This is a genomic window from Arthrobacter sp. zg-Y895, assembly GCF_020731025.1.
Taxonomy (GTDB): domain Bacteria; phylum Actinomycetota; class Actinomycetes; order Actinomycetales; family Micrococcaceae; genus Arthrobacter_B.
The window spans coordinates 454,762-477,459 of record NZ_JAJFZY010000003.1 but is presented as its reverse complement, the minus strand read 5'-3'; the positions used below and the strand labels follow the sequence as shown (position 1 = coordinate 477,459).

The window sequence follows — 22,698 nt, the reverse complement described above, 5'->3', positions numbered from 1 at the left end:
AATTGGGAACTATGAATACCGCAATCTCCGTTCGGGGATTGACCAAACGCTTCGGCCGGGTGGCGGCGGTGGACAACTTGTCCTTTGACGTGGAGCCAGGAAGTGTATTCGCCTTCCTCGGCGCCAACGGTGCGGGGAAGTCCACCACCATTTCCTGCCTGACCACTGTCCTGCCGTTCGATGCCGGCACTGTCGAGGTGGCGGGGCACGACGTCCGCGGCAGCGGTGGCGGCGTCCGCGAAGCCATCGGGGTGGTGTTCCAGGATTCGATGCTGGACCCAATCCTCACCGGCCGGGAAAACCTTCAAACCCGCGCGCGGTTCTATTCACCCGACAAAGCCGCCAATGATGCCCGCATCGGGGAGTTAAGCCGGATGGTCGGCCTGGGCGACTTCCTCGACCGGCGCTATGCCACCTATTCCGGCGGAGAACGACGCCGGGTGGACATCGCCCGGGCGCTGCTGCACTCGCCGTCGATCATCTTCCTGGACGAACCCACTGCCGGCCTGGACCCGGCCAGCCGTGCCCTCGTCTGGTCCACCATCCACGACCTGCGGGAAAACCACGGCCTCACCGTTTTCCTGACCACCCATTACATGGAGGAAACCGAGGAAGCGGACCGGGTCTGCGTGATTGAGAAGGGGCAGATCATTGCCGACGGCACGCCCACCACTCTGCGCGCCGAATACAGCAGCAGCATCCTTTCCATCACGTCTGCCGACCCGCAGGCATTGGCATCCTTGGCCCGCGACGCCGGGGTCGACGTCGCCGGGGTGGACGGCAACGTGCTGCGGCTGCGGGTGGACCGCTCCGATACGGCCCGCCGCCTCCTCGCCGCGCACGGCGACAGTGTCCTGGACTTCGAATTCCGCCACGGGACCATGGACGACGTCTTCCTGGCCTTGACCGGCCGGCAGGGGGAAGCAGCATGAACGTAGTCCTGGACATCACCGGCCGGAACCTACGCCTGTACTTCCGTGACCGGCTCAACCTGTTCTTTTCCCTCCTCGGCGCACTGGTCCTGTTCCTGCTCTACACCTTGTTCCTAGGCAACCAGCAGACCGAAGGCCTGGCGGAAATGTTTCCGCAGGCCGCCGAGGAGGACATCAAGGGCTTTGTGGACGCGTGGATGTTCGCCGGGATCGTGGGAATCACTGCAATCACCACGGGGCTCGCCGCAGTGAACGTGATCGTGGATGACACCGCCACCGGGCGCTTCCGGGACTTCCTGGTGTCCCCGATCAGCCGCGGGCAGTTGGTCCTGGGGTACCTGCTCTCCACCGTCGCGATCGCGCTGATCATGACCACCGTGGTGCTGGCCGTGAGCCTGGGATACCTGGCCGCGGTGGACGGCGTGGTGCTCACGGCGGGCCAGCTGGCCCGCACCTACGGTTACCTGGTGCTCAGCTGTATCGCCTTCGGGTCGCTGAGCGCCTTCATCGTCACCTTCGTCCGTACCCCGGGTTCCTTCGCGGCACTGTCCACACTGGTAGGCACCATCCTCGGATTCGCCGCAGGGTCCTACATTCCGGTGGGGGCTTTTCCCGAGGGAGTAAAGAACTTCGTCAGCGCGCTGCCCTTTATGCAGGCCTCCATGGTGGTGCGCCAGGAGATGACCGCCGGACCCATGGGCGCCGTGACGGACCAGCCCGAAGCCGTGGCAGAAGTGCAGGATGTTTTCGGCATCACTGCCTCGGTGGGGGACTGGTTAGTACCCACCGGCTACGTCGTGTCTGTACTCGTGGCCATGGTGGTGGTCTTCGTCCTGCTGGCGGCGCTGAGGATCCGTTCCCGTATCCGCTGAGCGTCAGGGGCGGGCGTCGCCGGCGAGGACGGCCATCGAGATCGCGTCCACCCATTCCCCGTCCCAGCGCAGGGCTTCTCGGCGCCGGCCCTCCACCACAAACCCGCACTTTTCATACACACGCTGCGCCCGCGGGTTGAACTCGAAGACCTCCAGTTCAATCCGGTGCAGCCCGAGGTCATCGAAGGCATGGCCCAGCACCGCGCGGGTGGCTTCCGTGCCGTAGCCCTGTCCGAAGACCTTCGGGGAGGACAAAGCGATGCGGAACCCCATCGACTCGTTGTCCGGGTCCAGGTCATTCAGCACTACCTCGCCCACATAAACACCGTCCTCGGCCCGGATTATTGCCCAGTCCGCCCGGTCTGCTTCACCGGCGCGGGTCTGCAGCCAGCTCCGGATCTGCTCCGGAGCAAAAACTGCGTGGGTGCCGGTCAGCCTGCGGCCCTCCGGATCCTGCAGTGCCGCCCACGCGCCGTCGAAGTGCTCCGGTCCCAGCGGCTCGAGCCGCAGGCGGTCCGTGGTGAGCGTGGACTGCTGCGCGAAGAGGTTCCCGGCAATCATGCGGCGGTCCCGGCGTCGGCAGCGGCCTTGATGCGGGTGCCCAGATTCTGCAGGCCGGAGCGGATCATGGCGCCGTACCCTTCGCTGCCGAGCTCCTCTGCAAGGGCCAGACCCTGTTCCAGATGGCCGCGCGCCCGCCCGGGCTCGCCGCGGCGCAGGTAGCCGTCCCCGAGGTTCAAATGCAGCGAAGGAGCGAAACCACCCGCCGAGGGGATGCCCAGCGGTGCAAGATCTTCGTCGCTGACCCCGGCATGTTCCGCCAGCGCGGTCTCATCCCACGAAATCTCCGCGTCGAGGTCCGTTTCCGTGTCCGCGAGGTAGTGCGCCAGGACGCATCGATAGGCGTGCTCGTCCGGAACCGTATCCTCCCAGCACACCAGCAGTGCCCGCTGTCCTGCGGCATTGTCTCCGCCCAGGGCCACCGTGACGGCGGCCGTGATCTCTGTCCAGGTTGTCATTCGAGCGATCCTAGCGGACCGGTGTCAGTTACCTCCCGCCGGGAGTTCATAAACGATCTCCAGCCCGTCCTCGTCATCCCATTGCTCACCCGTTGCCACGAACCCGTACTGTTCCACCAGTCGCCGGGAAGGACCGTTGTCCGGGCTGATGGTCGCACGGACGGTGCGGATCGAGGGTTCCTTCGCAGCCGCGGCAAGCAGCGCCTCCAGGGCGGCGCGGGCGTAGCCCTGCCGCCGGTAGGCCGGGTCCACCGAATACCCGACTTCCACCATGCCGTTGCCGTCCGGAGGACCGTGGAACCCGGCCAGGCCCACCGCCCGGCCCAGTCCGGGGTCAAAGATGGCCCGGGTGATCCATGCCGCGTCTCCGGGATTCTCTTCCAGCTGCGCGCTCCGGATACGCCACAGCGGCTGCCGGTCCTGGGAAAAGTGCTCGGTAAGCTCCAGAGGTGCCTGCCGGTTGGCGCCGGGCAGGTCACCGGCGGCAAGCGCATCAATCACGCCGCGGGGAAGCTGGATCAGTTCAATGGGTTTGAGTGCCGCTGCCACTACTGGCTCCTTTGCCGATTCCGGCACCGCTTAATGCGCCCCGGGCTACCGACCCTAGCCTCCTCCCCGACAGACTTGAAGGACCGCTGCAGCGAAGGGAAGAGCCGATGGGTACAGATTCCGTCCTGATCATCGGGTCCGGTCCCGCCGGTTACACCGCAGGGGTCTACGCCGCCCGGGCCGGGTTGAAACCCCGCATCCTCGCGGGCTCCGTCACCGCCGGTGGCGCCCTGATGAACACCACGGAGGTGGAGAACTTTCCGGGTTTCCCCGACGGCATCCTGGGGCCGGACCTGATGGAGAACCTGCGCAGGCAGGCGGAGAAATTCGGCGCCCTGGTGGAGTACGACGACGCCGTGTCGGTGGAGCTGGGTGCCCACACTAAGCGGGTGGCCACAGGCAACGGGAAAACCTACAAGGCCCGCAGCGTCATCCTCGCCACCGGCTCCGTCTACAAGGAGCTGGGGCTGCCGGAGGAAAAACAGCTCAACGGCCGGGGCATTTCCTGGTGCGCCACCTGCGACGGCTTTTTCTTCCGCAACCAGGACATCGTGGTGGTCGGGGGCGGGGATTCAGCCATGGAGGAAGCGCTGTTCCTGACCCGCTTCGCGGCGTCGGTGACCGTCGTCGTACGCCGGGACACGCTGCGTGCCTCCCGCATCATGGCCCAGCGGGCCCGGGACCACGCGAAGATCCACTTTGAGTTCAACAGCGAAGTCACCGCGATCCATGGCACGGACAAGGTGACCGGCATGACCCTTACGGACACCGTCACCGGCGCCACGCGGAATCTGCCGACGCAGGGGGTTTTCGTCGCCATTGGCCATGCCCCGCGTACCGATCTCCTGGCGGGACAGGTGGATCTGGATCCGGAGGGGTACATCAGGGTCGCGGCTCCGAGCACCCAGACCAACCTGGACGGGGTGTTCGCGTGCGGCGACGCCGTGGACCACCGCTACCGGCAAGCGATCACCGCTGCGGGCACCGGCTGCTCCGCCGCGCTGGACGCCGAGCGGTATCTCGCGGCCCAGGCGGATGCCGACAGCATCGCTACCGCACTGGTGGAGGGTTCGCTGAAAGGCTAGCCTCAGGCGCCGGTGAAGGTCAGCACCAGCAGGGTGATGTTCAGCCCGACCAGCAGCACCGAGACCAGTACGCCCAGGCCTGTGGTCCACCACTGGTTGCGGTGGCTCCCCATCAGGTCCCGCTGCGCGGTCAGCCAGACCAGTGGAATCAGGGCGAACGGAATGCCGAAGGAGAGGATGACCTGGCTGAGGATCAGAGCCCAGGTGGGATCGATGCCGACGGCGAGGATCGCCAGCGCGGGGAGCAGGGTAATCAGGCGACGCAGCAGCATGGGGATGCGCACCTTAAGCAGGCCCTGCATGATTTCGGCACCCGCATACGCGCCCACCGACGTCGAGGCAAGGCCGGACGCGAGCAGTCCGACAGCGAACATGGTGGCCACCACCGAGCCCAGTGAGGCGGCAATGGCGGCGTGGGCGCCTTCGAGGGTATCCGTCCCTTCCACACCCTGCAGCGAACCGGCGGCGAGCAGCAGGATGGCCAGGTTCACCGAGCCCGCCACGGCCAGGGCAATGGTTACGTCCCATTTGGTGGCCTTGATCAGCCGGGTGGTGGTGAGGGAAGCGGTGCGTCCGGGGAAGCGGTCCCGGGTCAGGGCGGAGTGCGCATAAATGGCGTGCGGCATCACGGTGGCGCCCAGGATCGATGCTGCGAGGAGCACCGATTCGCTGCCTTCGAAACGAGGCACCAGGCCTTCGACCACGGAGCCGCCGTCGGGCGGGTTGAGGAAGACGCCGGCCGTGAAACCGACGGCGATCACCAGCATCAGCGTGACGATGACGTACTCGAAGCTCCGGTGCCGGCCGCTGTTCTGCAGCTGCAGCACCACCATGGAGATAGCGCCGGTAATGATGCCGCCCAGGAACAGCGGAAGATCAAAGAGCAGCCAGAGTGCGACGGCGCCGCCGATCACCTCTGCGACATCAGTGGCCATCGCCACCAGTTCGGCCTGCAGCCAGTACAGCCGCCGGACAGGTTTCAGTCCGATGCGTTCCCCGAGCAGTTCGGGCAGGCTGCGGCCGGTGACCAGGCCCAGCTTGGCCGACAGGTACTGGATCAGCCACGCCATCACATTGCCCGTCACCACCACCCAGACCAGCAGGTAGCCGAACTTCGCCCCTGCAGTCATGTTGCTGGCAACGTTGCCGGGATCCAGGTAGGCGACGCCGGCCACCAGCGCGGGGCCAAGCAGCCACAGGATGTGGCGGGGACGCGTTGCGGGGCGCGGGGTGTCGGGGAGCTGGACGGTACGGGCCATGACAGCAACCTAACACCTTAAGTTCGGCTTGCCTAACAATTCTTCGGGGGTCGCCTGATTGACCGCGAAATCCCGTGTTCCACCGCCGGCTGCCGGTGGAAGGCACAAAGAAAAGGCGCGCATCCCCAAGGGATGCGCGCCTTGTGCGGGCTGGTTGAGTTACTGGGCGGCCGGCGCGTATGCAGGCTGGTTCGGGTTCTCGGCCAGGCCGAAGGGGCCCTTGCTGGCCTGCGGGCCGAAGTACCGGGCGGAGCTGTAGGAAAGGTAGAAGTACATGATGCCGCCGAAGAGGAATAGCAGTACGGCTATCACGGCGGTCTGGCCGAAGACTTTTGCGAGGTTGATGGCCAGAAGTACAACCGGAACGATGTTCAGGACCGGGACCAGCATGGCCAGGAACCACCAGCCGGACATGCCGCCGATGCGGAAAAGCACCACCTGGGCGTAGACGGGGACAAAAGCCTCCCAGGGCTTGCGGCCGGCCTTCTTGAACATGCCCATCATGGCCAACCCGCCGACAACGATGCCGATGATGCCGAACACGAGCATGGAGCCAACGAGGGCGCCGGCCCCAATGGTTGTTTCCTGCGTAGTTGTGCTGAATTCGGAGGCAGAAAGAACAGACGGAAGAATCGAGACTGGATTGATCATGCCGAGAACGATATTTGGTCGAGTGCTTATGTCAAGGCCCCCAGCCGTGTTTATTGAACCGTTATTCGTTCTTGTTCTTAAGTTCTCCCGCGGGCCGCTTCCATGGCAGGGAGCCGGTGACTTCCAGCTGCAGCGAATAGCTTAAAAACGTGCGGATAAGCACGATTATGGCAAGTATTCCAACCGATTCGAAGGTAGGGGTCACAGCCACCGTGCGGATAATGTCCGCAGCCACCAATAACTCCAGTCCGAGCAGAATACTTCGCCCCAGCCGCTGCCGGTATTCCTCATAGACCGGGCCTCGCCGGCGCATCGCAGCAGCGGCAGCGGCGATGGTCGCGGCCACGGCACCCAGGACGATGGCGGCTACTCCCGCCAGGTCCATCAATTCCCCCACGGATTCGATCAAATGCTGAAAGTCCATGCGTCAACGTCCTGCCACAAACACCGCCGGAACAAAGTTCCGTGTGCCGCGGTTCTGCCGCACCCTTCCATCAGTCCCCTCCGGCTGTGAGGGGTCAAGGGTGCACCGGCAGCGCAGCGCTGCTTCCATGCGAATCCGGGGCCGGGTCAGGCGGCGGCGGGGGATGCCTGGTAGTAGAACCGGAAGTCGTCGTAAGGGTCACGCCAAGCGGAATCGTCCCGGGCAATCCGGTGAACAGTGGAAGCCGGAGTCCACCGGTTATGGGCCTGGCCGTCGTCGTCAATCCAGTGCAGGAGGACCTCCGTGCGCGTCCAGGCCACGGCCTTTCCGTCAACGCTGCTGTTTCCGGTCCGGCAGCGGACGTAGGGTTCCCGGCGGTAGTGGGCGTGGGTGACAGGTCCGGCAGGGGCGGAGGGCATCCGGGTGCCAAGTGAGGAACTCATGACCTCCACAATGGCAACCGCCTCTGACATTCCTGCCGATGGGCCTGCCTCGCCGGTGCAGGCTAGGAAGCGCGGTCCCGCCATTTGGCGGCGGCACGGCTGGTGAGGGCAGCGCCACGTACGGCGGCACGGCTGGTCAGGGCGGCACCGTGGACAGCGGCGCGGCGGGGCATCATCCGGATCACGGGCGCCAGGCCGTTGCCGTGTGCCTCCCCGGTCTGCGGTGCAGCAGAGGGTGCTGCGTGTCCCTTCGGCCGGTTGAGTACGAGGTATGCAATACAGATCGGGAGGAAAAGCAGCGAAATAAGGGTGAGCGCACCGAGGGCAAACACAGCAAGAGCAGCATGGATGGGCGAACCGAAAAGGGCGGCAACAAAGTCCGCGGCACCAAAAAGCATCCATAGCCAGAAAACCGCAATCAGTACGAGCCCGCTGCGGGCGCGGCGGAAAAGCATGGTGGACCGCCTCGGTGCAGAAGGCATGGCCTGAGACTGACTGCCCATTCGGTTATTCTCCCCAACTGAGGGTCCATTTTTACGGAACCCGTAAGGCAGATAATAGCCGCTATTCATTGAATTGGAAGGGAGGATGCTGCGGCTCGTTCTGTGTTGGCGGCTCTAACAGTCAGTTTTCCGGCCGGGGATTCATCCTGAGGCTCCGATGCCGCGGGCTGTTGGGATTCAGCAGGGAATGCCTATACCCGTAGAACGCGTAAACCAGCACCCCGATGGCCAGCCAAATACCGAAACGCAGCCAGGTTTCCCAGTGCAGCTGCAGCATCAGGAACCCTGAGGCGAGGACGCCGAACGCCGGTATCCACGGCATCAGCGGGAGCCGGAATTCCCGCGGGGCATCCGGCTGACGGTAGCGGAGCACAATTACTGCCACGCAAACCACCACGAACGCGGCGAGGATGCCGATGTTTGTCAGATCCGCCACGGCACGAATGGGGAAGAATCCGGCCAGCAAAGCGGAGGCGCCGCCGGCGATCCAGGTCACCCGCTGCGGAGTGCCTCGCTTGTCCGTTCCGGAGAACCATCCCGGCAGCAGACCGTCCCGGCTCATGGCGAACCACACCCGGGTCACGCCGAGCAGGAACGTAAGCATCACGGTAAGGATGGACAGCACAGCGAAAGCTGAAATGACGGTGGCTATGACGGGCAGTCCGACGGATTGGAACGCGGAGGCGAAACCGGCGGTCGGGCTGATGTCCGCATAATTCTGCATTCCGGTCAGTACCAGCGTGGCGAGGATGTACAGGACCATCGCGATGGCCAGGGAGAGAAGGATGGCTTTGGGCATGTGTTTCTTGCCGTCCGTGGCTTCCTCGGCGGCGGTGCTCATGGCGTCGTAGCCGAAGACGGCAAAGAAGACGGTGGCTGCCCCGGTGAACACCGCCCCGAAACCGCTGGGCAGGAACGGGGTGTAGTTGTCTGTGTTGATATAGAAGAACCCCAGTCCCACGATGAACACGATCAGCAGGACTTTCAGGCCCACGGCCACCAGTTCAAAGCGTCCGAAGGTCTTGGTGCCGCGGCTGAGGATCCAGGTAATGAACAGGCAGACGACGGCGGCGGGCAGGTTGATCAGCCCGCCCTCCACCGTGTCCCCGGTTCCCTGCATCCAGATGGGCATCTCGATGCCGAAACCGGCGAGGAACTCGGTGAAGTAACCGGAGATGCCGATGGCCACCACTGCCACGATTGCGGTGTATTCCAGCAGCAGGTCCCAGCCGATGAACCACCCGATCAGTTCGCCCAGCGCCACGTACCCGTAGGTGTAGGCGGAGCCGGCGCGCGGTACCAGTCCGGCGAACTCGGCGTAGGACAGGGCCGCCGCGGCGCTGGCCAGGCCGGCGACCAGGAAGGAGAGCAGGACGGCAGGCCCCACGGGGGCGGCGTCGGGACCGCCGTTGGCCACCAGGCCGGCGAGGGTGAAGATCCCGACGCCGATGATGCCGCCCACGCCGATGGCCGTCAGTTGCCAGAGGCCAAGGCTCTTGAACAGCTTGTTGCCGGTTTTCTCCTCGTCGATTTCCTCAATGGGCTTGCGGCGAAGGACGGAACGGCCGCTGCCGGCGACTGTGGACATGTCTGCTCCCCTCCGTGCCCGGCGGGACCGCCGGAATCAAGGCCTGCGGCTTCAGCTACGGCAGAAGTATGGACCTTCATCCGGCGGCGGGGTACCCCCGCCGCCTTCCAGCGGTACGCCGGACGCCTCAGAGGAGGAACAGGCTCAGGACCCAGACCGCTGCGAAACCTGCAATGCCCTGCACGGCAGTGGCCGGTGTCAGCGTGCGGTACGCGGTGGCAGTCGGGATGCGGCTGAACTGGGAGACCACCCAGAAATACGAGTCGTTGGCGTGTGACACCACCATGGCGCCGGCGCCGATAGCGAGGACCGCGAGGACGGGTCCAGCTCCGCCGGCCAGTCCCAGCGGTTCCAGCAGCGGCAGAAGCATGGCCGACGTCGTCACCATGGCAACGGTGGAGGAACCCTGGGCCGTCTTCAAGGCAGCTGAAATCACGAACGGCACCGCAATGCCCAGACCCAGCGTTGCCAGGTTGTCGGAGAGGAAAGCAGTGATGGAGCTCTTACCCAGCACCCCGCCGAATGCAGCCCCGGCACTGGTGATCAGCAGGATGGGTGCCGCCAGCACAATCGAGTCCGAGATCTGGGTGTTGAAGGTGCTGAGCTTGCCCTTGCCGCGCAGCAGGAACACCGCCGCCATCAGGCCAAGCGCAAGTGCGACCACGGGAGTTCCTACGAAGGAGGCGGTTGCAGCCAGGCCACCCTCGCCCAGCGGGGCGCCGGGCAGCTTGGCTATCGAGGACAGGCAGATCAGCGTAATCGGCAGCAGGATCGGCAGGAAGGCCATAAAGCCGCTCGGCAACGTTCCATACTGCGTCCTCAGGTCCTCGTAGCTGACCTCCACCTCTTCGGCCGGAACGGGCAGCAGCTCAATGTCCTTTTTCAGGAACCGGTTGGCGTAGAGCAGGGCGGCACCCGCCGAAACCGCGGCCACCACCAGGCCTAGGCCGATCAGCAGGCCCAGGCTGTCCACCACATTCAGGTTGGCGGCGGCGGCCAGCGGTCCGGGCGTGGGCGGTACCATCGTGTGCGTGGCATACAGGCCGGTCATCAACGCTATGGACATGGCGACCAGGGATACCTTGGCCCGTTCGGCCATGGCCTTCTTCAGTGAATTGAGGATGATGTAGCCGGAGTCGCAGAAGACGGGAATAGAGACGATGTAGCCAATGATGCTCATGGTCAGGGTCGGAAACCGCGTCCCCAGGACCTTGATCAACACATCAGCCATGGCGATGGCGCCGCCGGACCGCTCCAGGATCACGCCGATCATCGTGCCGAAAAGGATCACCAGGCCGATGTTGCCCATGGTGTTGCCGAACGCCGTCGTAATTGTCGGGATGATTTCATCAACCGGCAGGCGAAACGCAAACGCGCCGATAAAGGCAGCGGCAAGGAGGGCGAGGAAAGGCGAGATTTTGAGCTTTGCAGTGACGGCGACGATGCCGACGACCAGCAGCAGCAATATCAACAGATCAATCATGGTTTCCTAAAAGTGAAAAACTTCGATGTTTATCAACAGGGCAAATCATGGAATCACGGGTTTTCCCAAAGTCCAAAACGCGCTGCAGTCCGCTGCGTAACGCAAAGGCGGCTGGGACGGGGCGGCGCCGACCGTGGTTGTCCTGCACCGCTGCGGACCCTTGCGGGGCTTGGGAGTCCCGCACAGAATTGAGGCAATCGCTCCACGCCGCGCACCCGCGTCGGCGGACCGCCGGGGGAACAGGTTGTCAATGGAACTTCTGCCAACGCACAGCATGCGGATCAATGACTGGTTGGGCGACTATGCAATGAACCTGGGCCGCTACCAGAGTGCGGAGGAGGGCATCCACGGTGCGGTCCTTGCCCGGTTGGCCGACGACGGGTTGAATTACCACCACATCCAGCATCGGGTGAAGGCCATCGAATCGCTGGGGAAGAAGCTTGACCGGCGGACCGAGGACGGAGCACCGCGGTATATTAACGGGCTTTGTGACATTGATGACCTGATTGGCGTGCGGATCATCCTCTTCCTGGAATCGGATATCCCTGCTGCCATGGAGGCGTTGTCCGGCACCTTTGAAGAACTGGACCATGTGGACAAGTCCGCCGAGCAGAAAATACGCGGCGATTTCGGCTACTCCGGGCAGCACCTCATCCTCCGGGTCCCCGCAGGCAATCCGCCGTCGGGCTGTGAATCGTTCGGCGGGCAGCGGTTCGAGGTGCAGTTCCGCACCATCCTCCAGCACGCCTGGGCCGAGTTCGAGCACGAAATCCGCTACAAAGGCAGCGGTCCGGTGCCGCCGGAGGTGAACCGGGCGTTCACCCTCGCGTCCGGACTGATCGAACTGGCGGACCGCGAATTTGATGCCATCAACCACGTGGTTGCCCTGCAGCGGGTGCGCGGGGAAGCCCGCAGCGCCGGAGCTTCGAGCGGGGATGAACTGACCGCTGCCGCGCTGCGCGAGGTGCTCGAGCAGGAACTGCCGGAACATCCGCGCAGCCGTGCCGACCACTATGACTGGCTGGTGCAGGCGCTGGAAGCCAACACTGTCTATTCACTGGCCGAGGCCACCGCACTGCTGCGCTCGGCCGACTGGCCGTCCCTGGCGTCCCGGCTGCGGTACCGGTTTCCGCCGGGCCACGTCCGGGCCGCCGATGACTTCCTGCTGGAGCAGTGGGGCCGGGGGTACATCCAGCGCACGGCGCACCTGAGCGATGACGGCACCCGGCGCGGAAAGCTGGAATACCGGCTGCGGCGGCTGCTGGCCTGAGCCGCCGTCGCCGTCGCCGTTGTCGCCGCCGTCGCCGTCGCCGTTGTCGCCGCCGCCGCCGTTACCGCTTCGTACGCAGGGCTGCCGCGGCGTCGCTGGCCGTAGTGCGGATCCGGTACAGGCTGGTGGTTGCCGTCATATACAGCGTCCGGCCGTCCTGCCCGCCGAAGCAGACGTTGCTGACGGTTTCGGGCACGGGGATGTGTTCGAGCAGCTCGCCGGCCGGTGAAAACACCCGCACGCCGTCGCCGCCGGAGGACCAGATGTTCCCATCCGTATCCACCCGGAACCCGTCCGGAACACCGGGGGCGACGCGCACGAACACCCGGCCGTTCTTCGCCTGCCGGCCCTCGACCACGTCGTAGGCACGGATTGGGTTGCCTTCGGACTGAGCCGGACCGTACGGGGAGACGGCCTCTTCGGCGGTGTCGGAAACGTAGAGGACGGACTCGTCCGGGGAGAACGCCAGCCCGTTGGGGGCCATGATGTCGGTGATCACCGCGGTGAGTTCCCCGCTGGCCGGATCAAAGCGGAACACGTACCGGTCCCCGTACTCCAGGTCGCCGGGGTGGCCTTCGGCCGGGTTGTCGATCCCGTATGAGGGATCCGAAAACCAGATGGTGCCGTCGGACTTCACGACGACGTCGTTGGGTGAGTTGAACCGGACGTCGCCGAAGCGGTCAACCAGGGTTTCCACGGTGCCGTTGCGGTCCCGTTCCACGGCCCTACGCCCGTGCGAGCACTGCACCACGGAGCCGTCCGCGTCCAGCGCCCGGCCGTTGGTGAACTCGATGTCGGAGCCGTAGACGCTGAGCTCGCCGGTGGTTTCGCTGTACTCCAGGATCCGGTTGGACCGCACGTCGCTGTAGCGCACCGCGTTGCGCTCCGGGACCCACGTGGGCCCCTCCGCCCAGACCGCGCCCGTACCCACCTGCTCCAGCGAGGCTCCGTCTTCCAGCAGTGTCGAGGGGCGTGCGTCCATTGCGTTGTCTCCTTCTGAAGGTCCGGCCGGGCCTGCTTTTCGTGCGGGTGGTCTGCGTCCTTTTATACGCGAGGCTGCGGCGCCCGCCCAAAGGCGCCCGCTCGTCACGTCCAGGCCGGGCGGATGACGACGTCGGCCCGGCGTTTGGACTCCTGGACCAGGCGCGTATTGGGGCCGTCGACGTCCCGGACCCAGGCGGCGGCTGCTTCCGGTGACTTCCCGAACCGGATATGCCGCTCCACCAGGCGCTGCACGCGTTGCTCGTCGTCGGGCTGGCAGTACCAGACCTCGGTGCACCGGGAGCGGACTTCCCGCCATTCCGGCCGGTCCAGCAGCAGATAGTTTCCCTCCGTCAGGATCACCGTCGCCGCCGGAAACACCGGAATGTCACCGGCCAGCGGCTGTTCCAGCGTCCGCTCGAAGCCGGGCGCGTAGACCACGGCGGTCCGCGGTGACCGGAGGCGTTCCAGAAGTGCCGCATAGCCGTAGGCGTCGAAGGTTTCCGGGGCGCCCTTGCACGCCAGCAGCCCGAGACGCGTCAATTCCCGGTCCGAGAGGTGGAAGCCGTCCATGGGAACGTGGGCAAAGAGCTGCGCTTCGACGTCGGCGACGGCGCCGTTCAGCTCGCGGACCAGGGACTCCACCAGGGTGGTCTTTCCGGCTCCGGGGGGACCGGTGACCCCGATGACCACGGTTCCAGCGGAAGCCGAGGCCAGCGCCGTGATCCGGTTTTCCAGCTCTGTACGTAGGGTTCGGGAATCTGCCACGGTCCTCCGCTCGTGCCGCCGCTGTTGGCGGGCACCAGTCTACGACGGCGGCTGCGCAGCTGGGCGGGTGTCGTCCCCGCACAGGGTCCCACGGTGTGGTGCTGGTGTTGCGGGAGTGGTCACACCAGTTGACAGGGGCACCACGGGCGGGGATCCCGTGCCGTTAGAAGCCGCCCGGATAGTCCAACGCAGGAGGCGGGCGGCGCGGACCCCGGCATAAGCTGGGGGTGTTGCCTATTTCGAGGAGAAAACCTTGTCCCTGCTGACCCCTTTGATCACCTCCGCCGGCCTGATCGGCGGCTACCAGACCGCCCGCTCCACCGGTAACCGCCAGCTGGGCGGAGCCGTGCTCGCCGCCGCCGGAGCCGGTGCGTTTGCCCTCTGGAAGCGCGACGCCGGCACGGGCACCGCCGCGGCACTGACCGCAGGCTATGTAGCCGCCTTCGGTCTCTCCCATCCGCTCGCGAAGAAGATGGGCGCCTGGCCTGCCGTCTACACCGTCACGGGTGCCGTGGCCGCGGCGTCGCTGGTTTTCGGTCGACGCCGCTAGCCGCCTGGCCGGTCCGCGCCTCCTTTTCCTGCACCTCCCGGACCGCATCAAAAGGTGCGGCCGAGCGGGAATGATCCGCGGGCCGGCGTCGTTAAAACTCTTGGACGGCCCGGGAGGGTCGGCCGCCACCGGAAACGGTGCTTGATAACTCAATACGGGGATGATCGGTTTCGACGATGTTTGTTGAGCCAGGGGAAGCGGGCCGAGAACGCAGAGTTATCTCGTTAACGCTCTCTGCAAAACAATAAGTGCCAAACCTATGCGCACTGACTTCGCTCTCGCTGCGTAAGCAGCCGGAGTAGTCCGTCAGCCCGGAGTCGCTCTCGCTCCGGATCCTGGCGTCGTTTAGAGGGCCACTGCCGAACACTCCCGCCGTCGGGGTGTTCGGGACATTTTGACGGCTGGGCCCGGATCAGCCACCTGTATGCAGGATGGCTGGGGCCGAGAAAATCCGACGCATACTGCGCCCGGAGAAGCCCTGACAAAACAACACCGGACGGGGGTTCGATTCCCCCCATCTCCACCACCTTTTGAAGGCCTGCCCCCCCCCCCGGGGCGGGCCTTCAGTGTTTCCGCGGCCGTTCCGCCTCTGCGTGCGCCGGGTCTCAACCGCCGTGGCCGCGGCGCTAATCTGGGATACAGACAGCAAGCAGCCGCGGGAAGGAAACCACATGCAGGCATTGATCATCACCCCCGGGCAGAAGGACTCGCTGGAGCTGCGGGACCTTCCCGAACCGGAAGCCGGTGAAGGAAGCGTGCTGGTGGAGACGCTCGCGGTGGGCCTGTGCGCCACCGACCGCGAAGTCATTGCCGCCGAATTCGGCACCGCACCCGAGGACCGGGACTACCTGGTGATGGGACACGAGAACCTGGGCCGCGTCGTCGAGGCCCCCGAAGGCTCGGACCTTGCCGCAGGGGACCTGGTGGTCGGGATTGTCCGCCGCCCCTGCGCGGAAAACTGCCGTGCCTGCGCCGCCGGCGAGTGGGACATGTGCCTGACCGGGACCTACACCGAACACGGTATCGAGGGGCTGGACGGTTTCGCGCGCGAATACTGGCGCGGGGACCCCGATGACATGGTGAAGCTCGAACCCTCCCTGGAACGCGTTGGGGTATTGCTGGAACCCGCGACCATTCTGGCCAAGGCCTGGGAACAAATCGACCGGATCGGCGGCCGCGCGTACTTCCGGCCGCAGGTTGTGGCCGTGACCGGCGCCGGGCCCGTGGGGTTGCTCGGTGCCTTGTTCGGGGTGCAGCGCGGACTCGAAGTGCACGTCTTCGACTTGGAAGAGGACGGGCCGAAGGAGAAGCTGACCAAGGAACTTGGCGCCGTCTTCCACACCGACACCCTCCCCGAATCCGGCATCAACCCGGACATCATCATCGAATGCACCGGCGTGCCCACGGTGATCAAAGACGTGCTGGAGCACGGCGCCAAAAACTCGGTCACCTGTCTCACCGGTGTCTCCGAGCCCGACGGCGAGCAGCCCGTGGACCTGGGTGCCCTGAACCTGAGCCTGGTGATGGACAACCGCGTGGTTTTCGGCACCGTCAACGCCAACCGCCGCCACTACCTCAAGGCGGCCGCGGCCCTGGCCAAGAGCGATGCACGGTGGCTTGAGCAGCTGATTTCCCGCCGGGTTCCGCTGGCGGACTATGCACAGGCCTTCGAGGACCGCGACGGGGACATCAAGGTGGTGCTGGACCTGCGGGACGACGCCTAACCCGTTCCGCAGGCTATTTCTACTGGGCGGCTTCGGTGATAGACAGAAGAGACGGAAGCCGCCCCGGCGGCCACGGCAACCTGCATTGGAGGCACGCATATGCGTAAGGACGCTGACCAACCGGTAATCCCCGACGGTTCGGAGGCTGACCGGGCCGAGCAGTCGCTGCCCGCGGTTCCCGGTGCAGGCGACGCCGGGCCGGCCGGGGAAATCCATCGGGACGGCTCCGAGGCGGACGGCATTGAGCAGGACATTCCCGTAATTCCGGGCGCCGGTGACGCCGGGCCGGCCGGGGAAATCCACCCGGACGGTTCCGAGGCCGACATCCTGGAACAGAAAACGGACGTCCCGGGGAACGACGATGACTATCCGCCGGGCTCGGAGGACGGCTGATTCCGTTCAGCCTCGTTGGTATTTGCCACGGTGGCCCCGGGCTCATTCCGCCGCCAGCTGTAAATTCCCCCGGTTTGTCTGAATCCCTGCGGTTTGGGTGAATTCCTCCGCTGCGCAGCGTAGGGATTTGCACAAACCGCAGGATTTTCCGGGTCCGCAGCCACGTAGAATGGACGGCGGCAGAGCGGGCAACGGAAACAGCAGGTGCGGCGTGGATCTTTTCGACCCGAGGGCGGTGTTCGACGCCGTCGACCTCGCAGGTGTGCTCGCGAACGGAGTCCTCGGCGGCGCCGTGGCGCGGCAGCTGCGGATGGACCCGGTGGGTTTCCTGGTCCTGGCGCTCACCTCGGCGCTGGGCGGCGGCGTGCTGCGTGACACCCTCCTGCAGGCCGGACCGCCCGTGGCGCTGACCAACCCTGCCTACCTCTTCACGGCCATCGCCGGGGCCGTCATTGCCTATGCCATTGAACTCAAGGGCAAATGGGCCAACCGGTTCCTGATTGTGATCGATGCGTTCGCGCTGGGCTGCTGGGCCGCCACCGGCACGGCCAAGGCGCTGGGCCTGGGGCTGGAATGGCTCCCGGCCATCCTGATCGGCGTCGTCACCGCCGTGGGCGGCGGCATGATCCGCGACATTGTGGTGGGCCGGGTGCCGGCCATCTTCGGCGGCAACACCCTGTACGCCACCGGTGCCCTCGTAGCCGCCGTCGAAATGGCGATCCTCTACGATCTGGGCCTGCAGAACGTGGGAATGGGAGTGGCCATCGGCACCTGCGCCGTGCTGTGCACGGTGGCCCGCCGCCGCGGGTGGCGGCTGCCCGGGCCGGGGGAGTTCAGCGTGCGGCTGAGCCGGCGCCCGCGCACGGAGGACCGGAAAAGCTCGGGCCAGGGCTGGCCGCGGCCGAAGTTCTGGAAACCGCGCCTGCGCCGCTGACCCGCCGCGGATCAGCTTTGCGGTAATTCGTCCCGCAAACCCCCTGAAACAAGAACCGACGCGGATTTAGTCCCGAAAATTCAGGCTTTCGCAGACTGGATTTGCAGGGAGTAGCGTGGCCAATATGAGTGCTTACAAGAGCGTAAATCCAGCCACCGGAGAAACCCTTCAGGAATTCGCTGAAGCCACCGACGCCGAAATCAACCAGGCCGTCACAGCAGCCCACGAGGCCTTCGCCAGCTGGCGGAACGAGCCCGTGGAAAACCGTACCAAGGTCATCACCCGCGTTGCGGAACTGTACCGGGAGCGCGCCGACGAGCTCGCCAAGCTGATTGCCCTGGAAATGGGCAAGCCGCTGCGAGAGGCGCAGAGCGAGGTTGCCCTCTCCGCCAACATCTACGAGTACTACGCCACCCAGGGCCCCGGCTTCATGGCGGACGAGCAGCTCGACGTCAAGGGCGGCGGCAATGCCGTGGTCCGCACCGTACCGGTGGGCGCCCTGCTGGGGATCATGCCGTGGAACTACCCGTACTACCAGGTGGCCCGCTTCGCCGGCCCGAACCTGATGCTGGGCAACACCGTGCTGCTCAAGCACGCGAACAACTGCCCGCAGTCCGCCCTGGCGATGGCACAGATCTTCGCCGACGCCGGCGTGCCCGAGGGTGCCTACATCAACCTGTTTGCCACCAACGAGCAGGCTGCGGACATCATCGCGGACGCCCGGATCCAGGGCGTTTCCCTGACCGGTTCCGAGCGGGCAGGCTCCGCCGTCGCCGAGGTTGCCGGCCGGAACCTGAAGAAGTACGTCCTCGAACTCGGCGGCAGCGATCCGTTCATCGTCCTGGACACCGAGGACCTCGATGCCACGGTCAAGGCCGGAGTCCTCGGCCGGATGGGCAACGGCGGGCAGGCCTGCAACGCCGCCAAGCGCTTCATCGTGATGGAAGACCTCTACGACGACTTCGTGGAGAAGTTCACCGCCCGGATGTCCGCCATTGAACCCGGCGATCCGCTGCAGCCGGAAACCCGTTTCGGCCCGCTCTCCACGCAGGCTGCCGCAGACGGCCTGGTGGAGCAGATCCGCGACGCCGTGGACAAGGGTGCAACCCTGCACACCGGCGGCAGCCTGATCGACGGACCGGGTGCCTTTGTGCAGCCGACCGTGCTGACCGGTGTCACGCCGGAAATGCGGGCGTTCTCCGAGGAGCTGTTCGGCCCCGCAGCCGTTATTTACAAGGTGTCCAGCGAGGAAGAAGCCATTGAACTGGCCAACAACTCCCCGTTCGGCCTGGGCGGAGCGGTGTTCAGCACCGACGAAAACCGCGCGCTGAACGTCGCCGACCAGCTGGAAAGCGGCATGGTCTGGATCAACGGCACCTCCGGCACGCAGGAAGACCTGCCCTTCGGCGGCGTCAAGCGCTCCGGTGTGGGGCGCGAGCTGGGACGTTTCGGCATGGCCGAGTTCGTCAACAAGAAGCTGATCCGCACCCCGCAGAAGAAGTAGGTCCGGCAAAAAACCCGGGGCGGCCTACCGCCCCGGGTTTTTTATGCCTGAGAGGTTTCGAGGACGAAACCGGCGTAGTCCGGCGCCTCGTCCACCAACCCGGATTCGGTGTGGAAGGCCGATGCCACTTTGTAGGACTCCTCGGTGATCTTCGTGGAGGTGGCGATTTCCTTGGGCAGCAGGGCCACCAGCGCATCGACGGTCTGCGGTTGGGTGTCCTTCAGGTACTCGCCCAAGAGGGTCCGGGCCTTTTCCGGGTCTTCCTGGATCAGTGCCAGCGACTTATCCAGTGCCCGGTTGAATCCGTCCACCAGATCCTGTTTGGCCTCGATCTGGGCGCCCGTGCTGAACACTGCGCCGTGGATAGGCGACCGCAGCGTTTCGATATCGCCGCGGGTCGGTGAGATGTAGATGCTGCCCTCGCCCGCGGTTTCGACCTGTTGTCCGATCGGCTGGAAGAAACACAGTGCGTCCACCCTGCCGGCGGTCAGCGCGCCGATGGCGGCGGTGGCGGCACTGCCGATGTTGACCATCGTGGAATCGGTCTGGGCGTTCTTGCCGATCTTTTTGAACAGGTACGTCATGAGCGCTTCGGTGCCGCTGCCCGGTCCGGTGATGCCGATCTGCTTACCCACCAGGGCCTGGATCCGTTCCTCGAGCGGTGCGTCAGCGGAGGGTCCGTCGAAGTTGTTCCCCACCACCACGTCCACGTAGTACTCGGTGACCAGGCCGCTGACCAGTTTCGCGTCGTCGTCGATCTTGTACAGGTTGAACGCGTCGGTGATGACGCCGGCGCCGAGATCGATGCTGCCCGATTTCAGGGCGGCGGCCACCTTGGCACCCGTTCCGAGCCGGGGGCGTTCTCCCATGGTGACTCCTTCAGCGGTGAAGAAGCCTTCCTGCTCGGCTACGAACAGGGGGAAAAACGCGATCGAGTCGCTGATCTGGCCCACATTCAGCACTCCCGGATCGGAGCTGCCGGCGTTGTTGGCGCAGGAGGCGAGTGCGGGGACGGCGGCGATGGCGGGAAGGATGAGCATCGACTTGAGCATGCTGCGTCTGGAGGGGGTAACCGTTTCAAGCATTGGAGTTCCAATCTGTGGAGGAAGAGTTAGTGCTCGTCCAGGGGCTTCCAGCGGTTGATCCGCTTGCTGAGGACGGCGACGCCGGAGTTCAGGATGGTGGCAACGATGGTGAGCACCACCAGGGTGGCGAAGACGCCGGCAGTGTCGAACTGGGCGGCGGAGGCGTTGATCAGGTAGCCGAGTCCCTGGTTGGACGCGACCAGCTCGCCGATGACCGCACCGATCAGTGCGTACGGGATGGCTACCTTCAAGCCGGTAAGGAAACCGGTCATGGAGGAGGGGAGCACGACCTTGAAGGCGACATGGCGGCGGTTGCCGCCCATCAGCCGGACTGCGTCGATCAGGCCGCGGTCCACTTCGCGGACCCCGGCGGCGGTGTTGAGGAAGACGAGGAAGAAAACCGTGGCGGCTGCCAGCAGCACTTTCATGTCCATGCCGATGCCGAACCACACAATGAACAGCGGTGCCAGGGCAACCTTGGGGATGGAATACAGGGCGAGCATAAACGGATCCAGCACCTGGTAGAGCAGGTTGAACGAGGCCAGCAGGTATCCCACCAGGGCGCCGGCAAGGGCTCCGAAGAAGAACCCGAGAAGGATCTCCTGCAGGGTGATCCAGGTGTGTGTCCAGAGTGTGCCGTCAGCGATCCAGTCCACCAGCCGTTCCAGGATCAGGCTGGGCTTGCTGACGAAGGTGATATCGATGACCGGTCCTGCGGTGATCTGCCACAGGGTCAGGAAGGCCACCAGTACCGCCGCGCGCAGGCCCCAGACGATGGTTGAGTGGCCAAACTTGTCCCACCAGGTGCGGTTCAGGTCTTCCTTGACCGGACCGGACCCGGCCGCCAGCGGCGGTACCCGGCCCGTTCCCGGTGCGGTTGCCGCCGGCAGCGCCGGCTCGGCCGCGGATGCAGCGCTCATGCCGTGGATCCTTCCTTGAGGGCGGCGGCAAGCTTCTTATGCAGCGCCACGAATGTGGGGTCGATCCGGGTTTCATCCACCGAGCGGGGACGCGGGATATTGATCGGCTCATCCAGCAGGATCCGGCCGAGCTGGCCCAGGACCACCACGCGGTCGCCGAGGAGGAGGGCCTCCTCGATGTCATGGGTGACAAAAACCACCGTCTGCCCGGAGCCCTGCCACAACCGCAGCAGTTCCTCCTGGAGTTCGTTGCGCAGCTGTGCATCCAGCGCTCCGAAAGGCTCGTCCATCAGGAGGGTCTTCGGCGCCCCTGCCAGCATCCGGGCCAGGCTGGCCCGGCGCCGCATTCCCCCGGAGAGCTCCCGGGGATAGTGGTTCTCGAATCCGGTCAATCCGACCTTGGCTATAAGTGACTGCGCCACCTCCCGGCGCTTCTCCTTGGATTCGCCGCGGATTTCCAGCGGCATTTCGACATTGCGGACGACGTCGCGCCACGGCATAAGCGTGTCCGACTGGGTCAGGTAGCCGATGTCCACGTTGGGGCCGTTCAGCACCGAGCCCTGGTAGTGGACGGTTCCCGAACTGGGCCGGGTAAGCCCGGAGAGCAGGTTCAGCATGGTGGATTTCCCGCAGCCGCTGCGGCCGAGGATGCTGACGAATGTGCCTTCCTCGATGGAGAGGTCAAAGTCCCGCAGGGCAACGGTGGCGGTGTCATCGCGCTCAAACTGCTTGCTGAGCCCGGAAATTTCCAGCAGGGAGCTCATGCGGCCTGCACCTTGCCCCGGTGGTGGGACGGGGCATCCGGCAGCGGGTCCGCGCCGGCCAGCCAGCGGCTGTTATGCACCGTCATCAGCCGGACCTCTTCCTCCGTGAAATCCTGCGCCAGCAGCAGGTCCGCGGCGATGGCCAGCCCGTCCTCCACAGGAGGGTTGAAGGGCTGGCCGAGGTCGCTGCTGATGACCGAGTTTTCCGGGCCGGCATGGCGGATGTTGGAGAACCAGAGGTCCCAGGACACCTTGCCGGTGAGGGGAGTGGTGAGGCACCGCTCCAGCAGCGCACCCTGCTCGGCCAGCTCCCGCTGCTGATCCAGCAACATGCGCTGGGAGGTGAACTCCGGGTGCGTGATCACCATCCGGCGCACGCCCAACTCCACGGCCGCCGGAATCAGGCTGCCGGATTCGTCGGCGTGCAGGTGGCCGGTGGCAAGCGTCATGTCATGTTTTGCGATCAGCTCCAGGACCTGGCGGGCCTCCGGGACCAGCCCGCCGCCGGATTCCACCTCCACGGCGGGTGCAGCCATTCCGGCGGCGCGCAGGTCCTCCTGCAGCTGGGCCCACATGGGCGGGGTGGCGCCTTCGGGCTCTTCGGAGAGGCAGGACCGCTGGTTTGAGCTGTCCACGGTGGGCAGCCAGACAAACTGGGCTCCGCCGCGGGCGGCAATCTCCACGGCGATAGGGTTCAGACCCCCCACCGAGGCATTGAGGGTGATGGCTCCGAGGACATCCACGCCCGGGTGGACCTTGCGGACGACGGCGGCGCGCTCTGCGGTGGGCGTGTAGTGGGACTTCAGCACAAATCCGGCCATGCCGAGCTCCGCGAAACGGGCGGTTAGATCAATGTCGTCAATTCGGCGGCGCATAACGTCCGGCGCAATGTGCACGTGGACGTCATATGCGTCCCGGACTAGGTCCCGTGCGCGGGCTGAGGGCTGGTGATGGTCGGACATAAGGCTCCCTTGCCTGATGAGCGGTTGGTGCCCAA

At 65.4% G+C, this 22,698-nt stretch carries 25 protein-coding genes and 1 other RNA gene; 10 read left to right on the top strand and 16 right to left on the bottom strand.

What is annotated here, in order from left to right; translation table 11 throughout:
- Positions 1-11: 11 nt before the first annotated feature.
- The gene (locus LJ760_RS03940; protein WP_227919494.1) at positions 12-932 is read left to right on the top strand and encodes an ABC transporter ATP-binding protein; all 921 of its coding nucleotides are present in this window, start codon (positions 12-14) and stop codon (positions 930-932) included.
- Positions 929-1,804, top strand: a complete 876-nt coding sequence (locus tag LJ760_RS03935; protein WP_227919493.1) for an ABC transporter permease — start codon at positions 929-931, stop codon at positions 1,802-1,804. The genes LJ760_RS03940 and LJ760_RS03935 overlap by 4 nt, the downstream gene beginning before the upstream one ends.
- 3 nt (positions 1,805-1,807) lie before the next feature.
- Here LJ760_RS03935 and LJ760_RS03930 read toward each other — a convergent pair whose 3' ends face one another.
- Genes LJ760_RS03930 through LJ760_RS03920 form a run of 3 tightly spaced genes read right to left on the bottom strand, consistent with a single transcriptional unit; the run spans position 1,808 to position 3,372 of the window.
- Positions 1,808-2,365, bottom strand: a complete 558-nt coding sequence (locus tag LJ760_RS03930; RefSeq protein WP_227919492.1) for a GNAT family N-acetyltransferase — start codon at positions 2,363-2,365, stop codon at positions 1,808-1,810.
- Positions 2,362-2,823 carry a hypothetical protein gene (locus tag LJ760_RS03925; RefSeq protein WP_227919491.1) on the bottom strand — a complete coding sequence of 154 codons (462 nt, stop codon included), beginning with the start codon at positions 2,821-2,823 and terminating at the stop codon, positions 2,362-2,364. The genes LJ760_RS03930 and LJ760_RS03925 overlap by 4 nt, the downstream gene beginning before the upstream one ends.
- Positions 2,824-2,847: 24 nt before the next feature.
- Positions 2,848-3,372: a GNAT family N-acetyltransferase gene (locus LJ760_RS03920; protein WP_227919489.1), complete on the bottom strand. Its 525-nt coding sequence runs from the start codon at positions 3,370-3,372 to the stop codon at positions 2,848-2,850.
- A 107-nt stretch (positions 3,373-3,479) separates the two neighbouring features.
- Between LJ760_RS03920 and trxB the strand changes: the two genes are divergently transcribed.
- Complete coding sequence (trxB, locus tag LJ760_RS03915) at positions 3,480-4,457, top strand: thioredoxin-disulfide reductase (protein WP_227919486.1); 978 nt, start codon at positions 3,480-3,482, stop codon at positions 4,455-4,457.
- Between the two features lie 2 nt (positions 4,458-4,459).
- On the opposite strand, the gene LJ760_RS03910 is transcribed toward trxB, so the two are convergent.
- From LJ760_RS03910 to LJ760_RS03880, 7 genes are all read right to left on the bottom strand, one after another.
- Positions 4,460-5,716: an Nramp family divalent metal transporter gene (locus LJ760_RS03910; RefSeq protein WP_227919484.1), complete on the bottom strand. Its 1,257-nt coding sequence runs from the start codon at positions 5,714-5,716 to the stop codon at positions 4,460-4,462.
- Between the two features lie 159 nt (positions 5,717-5,875).
- Positions 5,876-6,367 carry a DUF5684 domain-containing protein gene (locus LJ760_RS03905; protein WP_227919482.1) on the bottom strand — a complete coding sequence of 164 codons (492 nt, stop codon included), beginning with the start codon at positions 6,365-6,367 and terminating at the stop codon, positions 5,876-5,878.
- Between the two features lie 61 nt (positions 6,368-6,428).
- Positions 6,429-6,791, bottom strand: a complete 363-nt coding sequence (locus LJ760_RS03900) for a DUF1622 domain-containing protein (RefSeq protein ID WP_227919480.1) — start codon at positions 6,789-6,791, stop codon at positions 6,429-6,431.
- Positions 6,792-6,937: 146 nt separating this feature from the next.
- Positions 6,938-7,234: a hypothetical protein gene (locus tag LJ760_RS03895; protein WP_227919478.1), complete on the bottom strand. Its 297-nt coding sequence runs from the start codon at positions 7,232-7,234 to the stop codon at positions 6,938-6,940.
- A gap of 62 nt (positions 7,235-7,296) precedes the next feature.
- A complete protein-coding gene (locus LJ760_RS03890) occupies positions 7,297-7,737 on the bottom strand; it encodes a hypothetical protein (RefSeq protein ID WP_227919475.1) in 441 nt (146 codons plus the stop codon).
- Positions 7,738-7,858: 121 nt separating this feature from the next.
- Positions 7,859-9,325, bottom strand: a complete 1,467-nt coding sequence (locus LJ760_RS03885) for an amino acid permease (protein ID WP_227919474.1) — start codon at positions 9,323-9,325, stop codon at positions 7,859-7,861.
- 127 nt (positions 9,326-9,452) lie between these two features.
- Entirely contained in the window at positions 9,453-10,808 is a 1,356-nt protein-coding gene (locus LJ760_RS03880) for a GntP family permease (protein ID WP_227919471.1), read from the bottom strand.
- Positions 10,809-11,058: 250 nt separating this feature from the next.
- Between LJ760_RS03880 and LJ760_RS03875 the strand changes: the two genes are divergently transcribed.
- A complete protein-coding gene (locus tag LJ760_RS03875; protein ID WP_227919468.1) occupies positions 11,059-12,078 on the top strand; it encodes a GTP pyrophosphokinase in 1,020 nt (339 codons plus the stop codon).
- A gap of 61 nt (positions 12,079-12,139) precedes the next feature.
- On the opposite strand, the gene LJ760_RS03870 is transcribed toward LJ760_RS03875, so the two are convergent.
- Both LJ760_RS03870 and LJ760_RS03865 read right to left on the bottom strand, forming a co-directional pair.
- On the bottom strand, positions 12,140-13,060 hold the full coding sequence (locus tag LJ760_RS03870; RefSeq protein WP_227919466.1) for an SMP-30/gluconolactonase/LRE family protein: 921 nt from the start codon (positions 13,058-13,060) through the stop codon (positions 12,140-12,142).
- Between the two features lie 104 nt (positions 13,061-13,164).
- Positions 13,165-13,827 carry a nucleoside/nucleotide kinase family protein gene (locus LJ760_RS03865; protein WP_227919465.1) on the bottom strand — a complete coding sequence of 221 codons (663 nt, stop codon included), beginning with the start codon at positions 13,825-13,827 and terminating at the stop codon, positions 13,165-13,167.
- A 253-nt stretch (positions 13,828-14,080) separates the two neighbouring features.
- Between LJ760_RS03865 and LJ760_RS03860 the strand changes: the two genes are divergently transcribed.
- From LJ760_RS03860 to LJ760_RS03835, 6 genes are all read left to right on the top strand, one after another.
- Positions 14,081-14,377, top strand: coding sequence for a hypothetical protein (locus tag LJ760_RS03860; RefSeq protein ID WP_227919463.1), 297 nt, complete (start codon positions 14,081-14,083; stop codon positions 14,375-14,377).
- 156 nt (positions 14,378-14,533) lie between these two features.
- Positions 14,534-14,903, top strand: a transfer-messenger RNA (tmRNA) gene (gene ssrA / locus LJ760_RS03855).
- 145 nt (positions 14,904-15,048) lie between these two features.
- Positions 15,049-16,101, top strand: a complete 1,053-nt coding sequence (locus tag LJ760_RS03850; RefSeq protein ID WP_227919461.1) for a glucose 1-dehydrogenase — start codon at positions 15,049-15,051, stop codon at positions 16,099-16,101.
- 99 nt (positions 16,102-16,200) lie between these two features.
- Entirely contained in the window at positions 16,201-16,494 is a 294-nt protein-coding gene (locus LJ760_RS03845; protein ID WP_227919458.1) for a hypothetical protein, read from the top strand.
- Positions 16,495-16,705: 211 nt separating this feature from the next.
- Positions 16,706-17,428 (top strand): trimeric intracellular cation channel family protein, encoded by a 723-nt coding sequence (locus LJ760_RS03840; RefSeq protein ID WP_227919456.1) that lies wholly within the window; start codon positions 16,706-16,708, stop codon positions 17,426-17,428.
- 124 nt (positions 17,429-17,552) lie between these two features.
- Positions 17,553-18,932: an NAD-dependent succinate-semialdehyde dehydrogenase gene (locus tag LJ760_RS03835; RefSeq protein WP_227919453.1), complete on the top strand. Its 1,380-nt coding sequence runs from the start codon at positions 17,553-17,555 to the stop codon at positions 18,930-18,932.
- A 41-nt stretch (positions 18,933-18,973) separates the two neighbouring features.
- Here the strand turns inward: LJ760_RS03835 and LJ760_RS03830 are convergent, their stop codons facing one another.
- The 4 genes from LJ760_RS03830 to LJ760_RS03815 are packed head-to-tail and all read right to left on the bottom strand — an operon-like array spanning position 18,974 to position 22,663.
- On the bottom strand, positions 18,974-20,017 hold the full coding sequence (locus tag LJ760_RS03830; protein ID WP_227919451.1) for an ABC transporter substrate-binding protein: 1,044 nt from the start codon (positions 20,015-20,017) through the stop codon (positions 18,974-18,976).
- Positions 20,018-20,043: 26 nt separating this feature from the next.
- The gene (locus LJ760_RS03825) at positions 20,044-20,937 is read right to left on the bottom strand and encodes an ABC transporter permease (RefSeq protein ID WP_227919448.1); all 894 of its coding nucleotides are present in this window, start codon (positions 20,935-20,937) and stop codon (positions 20,044-20,046) included.
- A complete protein-coding gene (locus LJ760_RS03820) occupies positions 20,934-21,701 on the bottom strand; it encodes an ABC transporter ATP-binding protein (protein WP_227919445.1) in 768 nt (255 codons plus the stop codon). The genes LJ760_RS03825 and LJ760_RS03820 overlap by 4 nt, the downstream gene beginning before the upstream one ends.
- Entirely contained in the window at positions 21,698-22,663 is a 966-nt protein-coding gene (locus LJ760_RS03815; RefSeq protein ID WP_227919443.1) for a DUF6282 family protein, read from the bottom strand. The genes LJ760_RS03820 and LJ760_RS03815 overlap by 4 nt, the downstream gene beginning before the upstream one ends.
- Positions 22,664-22,698: the final 35 nt, after the last annotated feature.

Bases quoted from the DNA above. Each gene is read 5' to 3' on its own strand.
- LJ760_RS03940 (WP_227919494.1), top strand. From the start codon at position 12: ATGAATACCGCAATCTCCGTTCGGGGATTGACCAAACGCTTCGGCCGG.
- LJ760_RS03935 (WP_227919493.1), top strand. From the start codon at position 929: ATGAACGTAGTCCTGGACATCACCGGCCGGAACCTACGCCTGTACTTC.
- LJ760_RS03930 (WP_227919492.1), bottom strand. From the start codon at position 2,365: ATGATTGCCGGGAACCTCTTCGCGCAGCAGTCCACGCTCACCACGGAC.
- LJ760_RS03925 (WP_227919491.1), bottom strand. From the start codon at position 2,823: ATGACAACCTGGACAGAGATCACGGCCGCCGTCACGGTGGCCCTGGGC.
- trxB (WP_227919486.1), top strand. From the start codon at position 3,480: ATGGGTACAGATTCCGTCCTGATCATCGGGTCCGGTCCCGCCGGTTAC.
- LJ760_RS03910 (WP_227919484.1), bottom strand. From the start codon at position 5,716: ATGGCCCGTACCGTCCAGCTCCCCGACACCCCGCGCCCCGCAACGCGT.
- LJ760_RS03905 (WP_227919482.1), bottom strand. From the start codon at position 6,367: ATGATCAATCCAGTCTCGATTCTTCCGTCTGTTCTTTCTGCCTCCGAA.
- LJ760_RS03900 (WP_227919480.1), bottom strand. From the start codon at position 6,791: ATGGACTTTCAGCATTTGATCGAATCCGTGGGGGAATTGATGGACCTG.
- LJ760_RS03895 (WP_227919478.1), bottom strand. From the start codon at position 7,234: ATGAGTTCCTCACTTGGCACCCGGATGCCCTCCGCCCCTGCCGGACCT.
- LJ760_RS03890 (WP_227919475.1), bottom strand. From the start codon at position 7,737: ATGGGCAGTCAGTCTCAGGCCATGCCTTCTGCACCGAGGCGGTCCACC.
- LJ760_RS03885 (WP_227919474.1), bottom strand. From the start codon at position 9,325: ATGTCCACAGTCGCCGGCAGCGGCCGTTCCGTCCTTCGCCGCAAGCCC.
- LJ760_RS03880 (WP_227919471.1), bottom strand. From the start codon at position 10,808: ATGATTGATCTGTTGATATTGCTGCTGCTGGTCGTCGGCATCGTCGCC.
- LJ760_RS03875 (WP_227919468.1), top strand. From the start codon at position 11,059: ATGGAACTTCTGCCAACGCACAGCATGCGGATCAATGACTGGTTGGGC.
- LJ760_RS03870 (WP_227919466.1), bottom strand. From the start codon at position 13,060: ATGGACGCACGCCCCTCGACACTGCTGGAAGACGGAGCCTCGCTGGAG.
- LJ760_RS03850 (WP_227919461.1), top strand. From the start codon at position 15,049: ATGCAGGCATTGATCATCACCCCCGGGCAGAAGGACTCGCTGGAGCTG.
- LJ760_RS03845 (WP_227919458.1), top strand. From the start codon at position 16,201: ATGCGTAAGGACGCTGACCAACCGGTAATCCCCGACGGTTCGGAGGCT.
- LJ760_RS03835 (WP_227919453.1), top strand. From the start codon at position 17,553: ATGAGTGCTTACAAGAGCGTAAATCCAGCCACCGGAGAAACCCTTCAG.
- LJ760_RS03830 (WP_227919451.1), bottom strand. From the start codon at position 20,017: ATGCTTGAAACGGTTACCCCCTCCAGACGCAGCATGCTCAAGTCGATG.
- LJ760_RS03825 (WP_227919448.1), bottom strand. From the start codon at position 20,937: ATGAGCGCTGCATCCGCGGCCGAGCCGGCGCTGCCGGCGGCAACCGCA.
- LJ760_RS03820 (WP_227919445.1), bottom strand. From the start codon at position 21,701: ATGAGCTCCCTGCTGGAAATTTCCGGGCTCAGCAAGCAGTTTGAGCGC.
- LJ760_RS03815 (WP_227919443.1), bottom strand. From the start codon at position 22,663: ATGTCCGACCATCACCAGCCCTCAGCCCGCGCACGGGACCTAGTCCGG.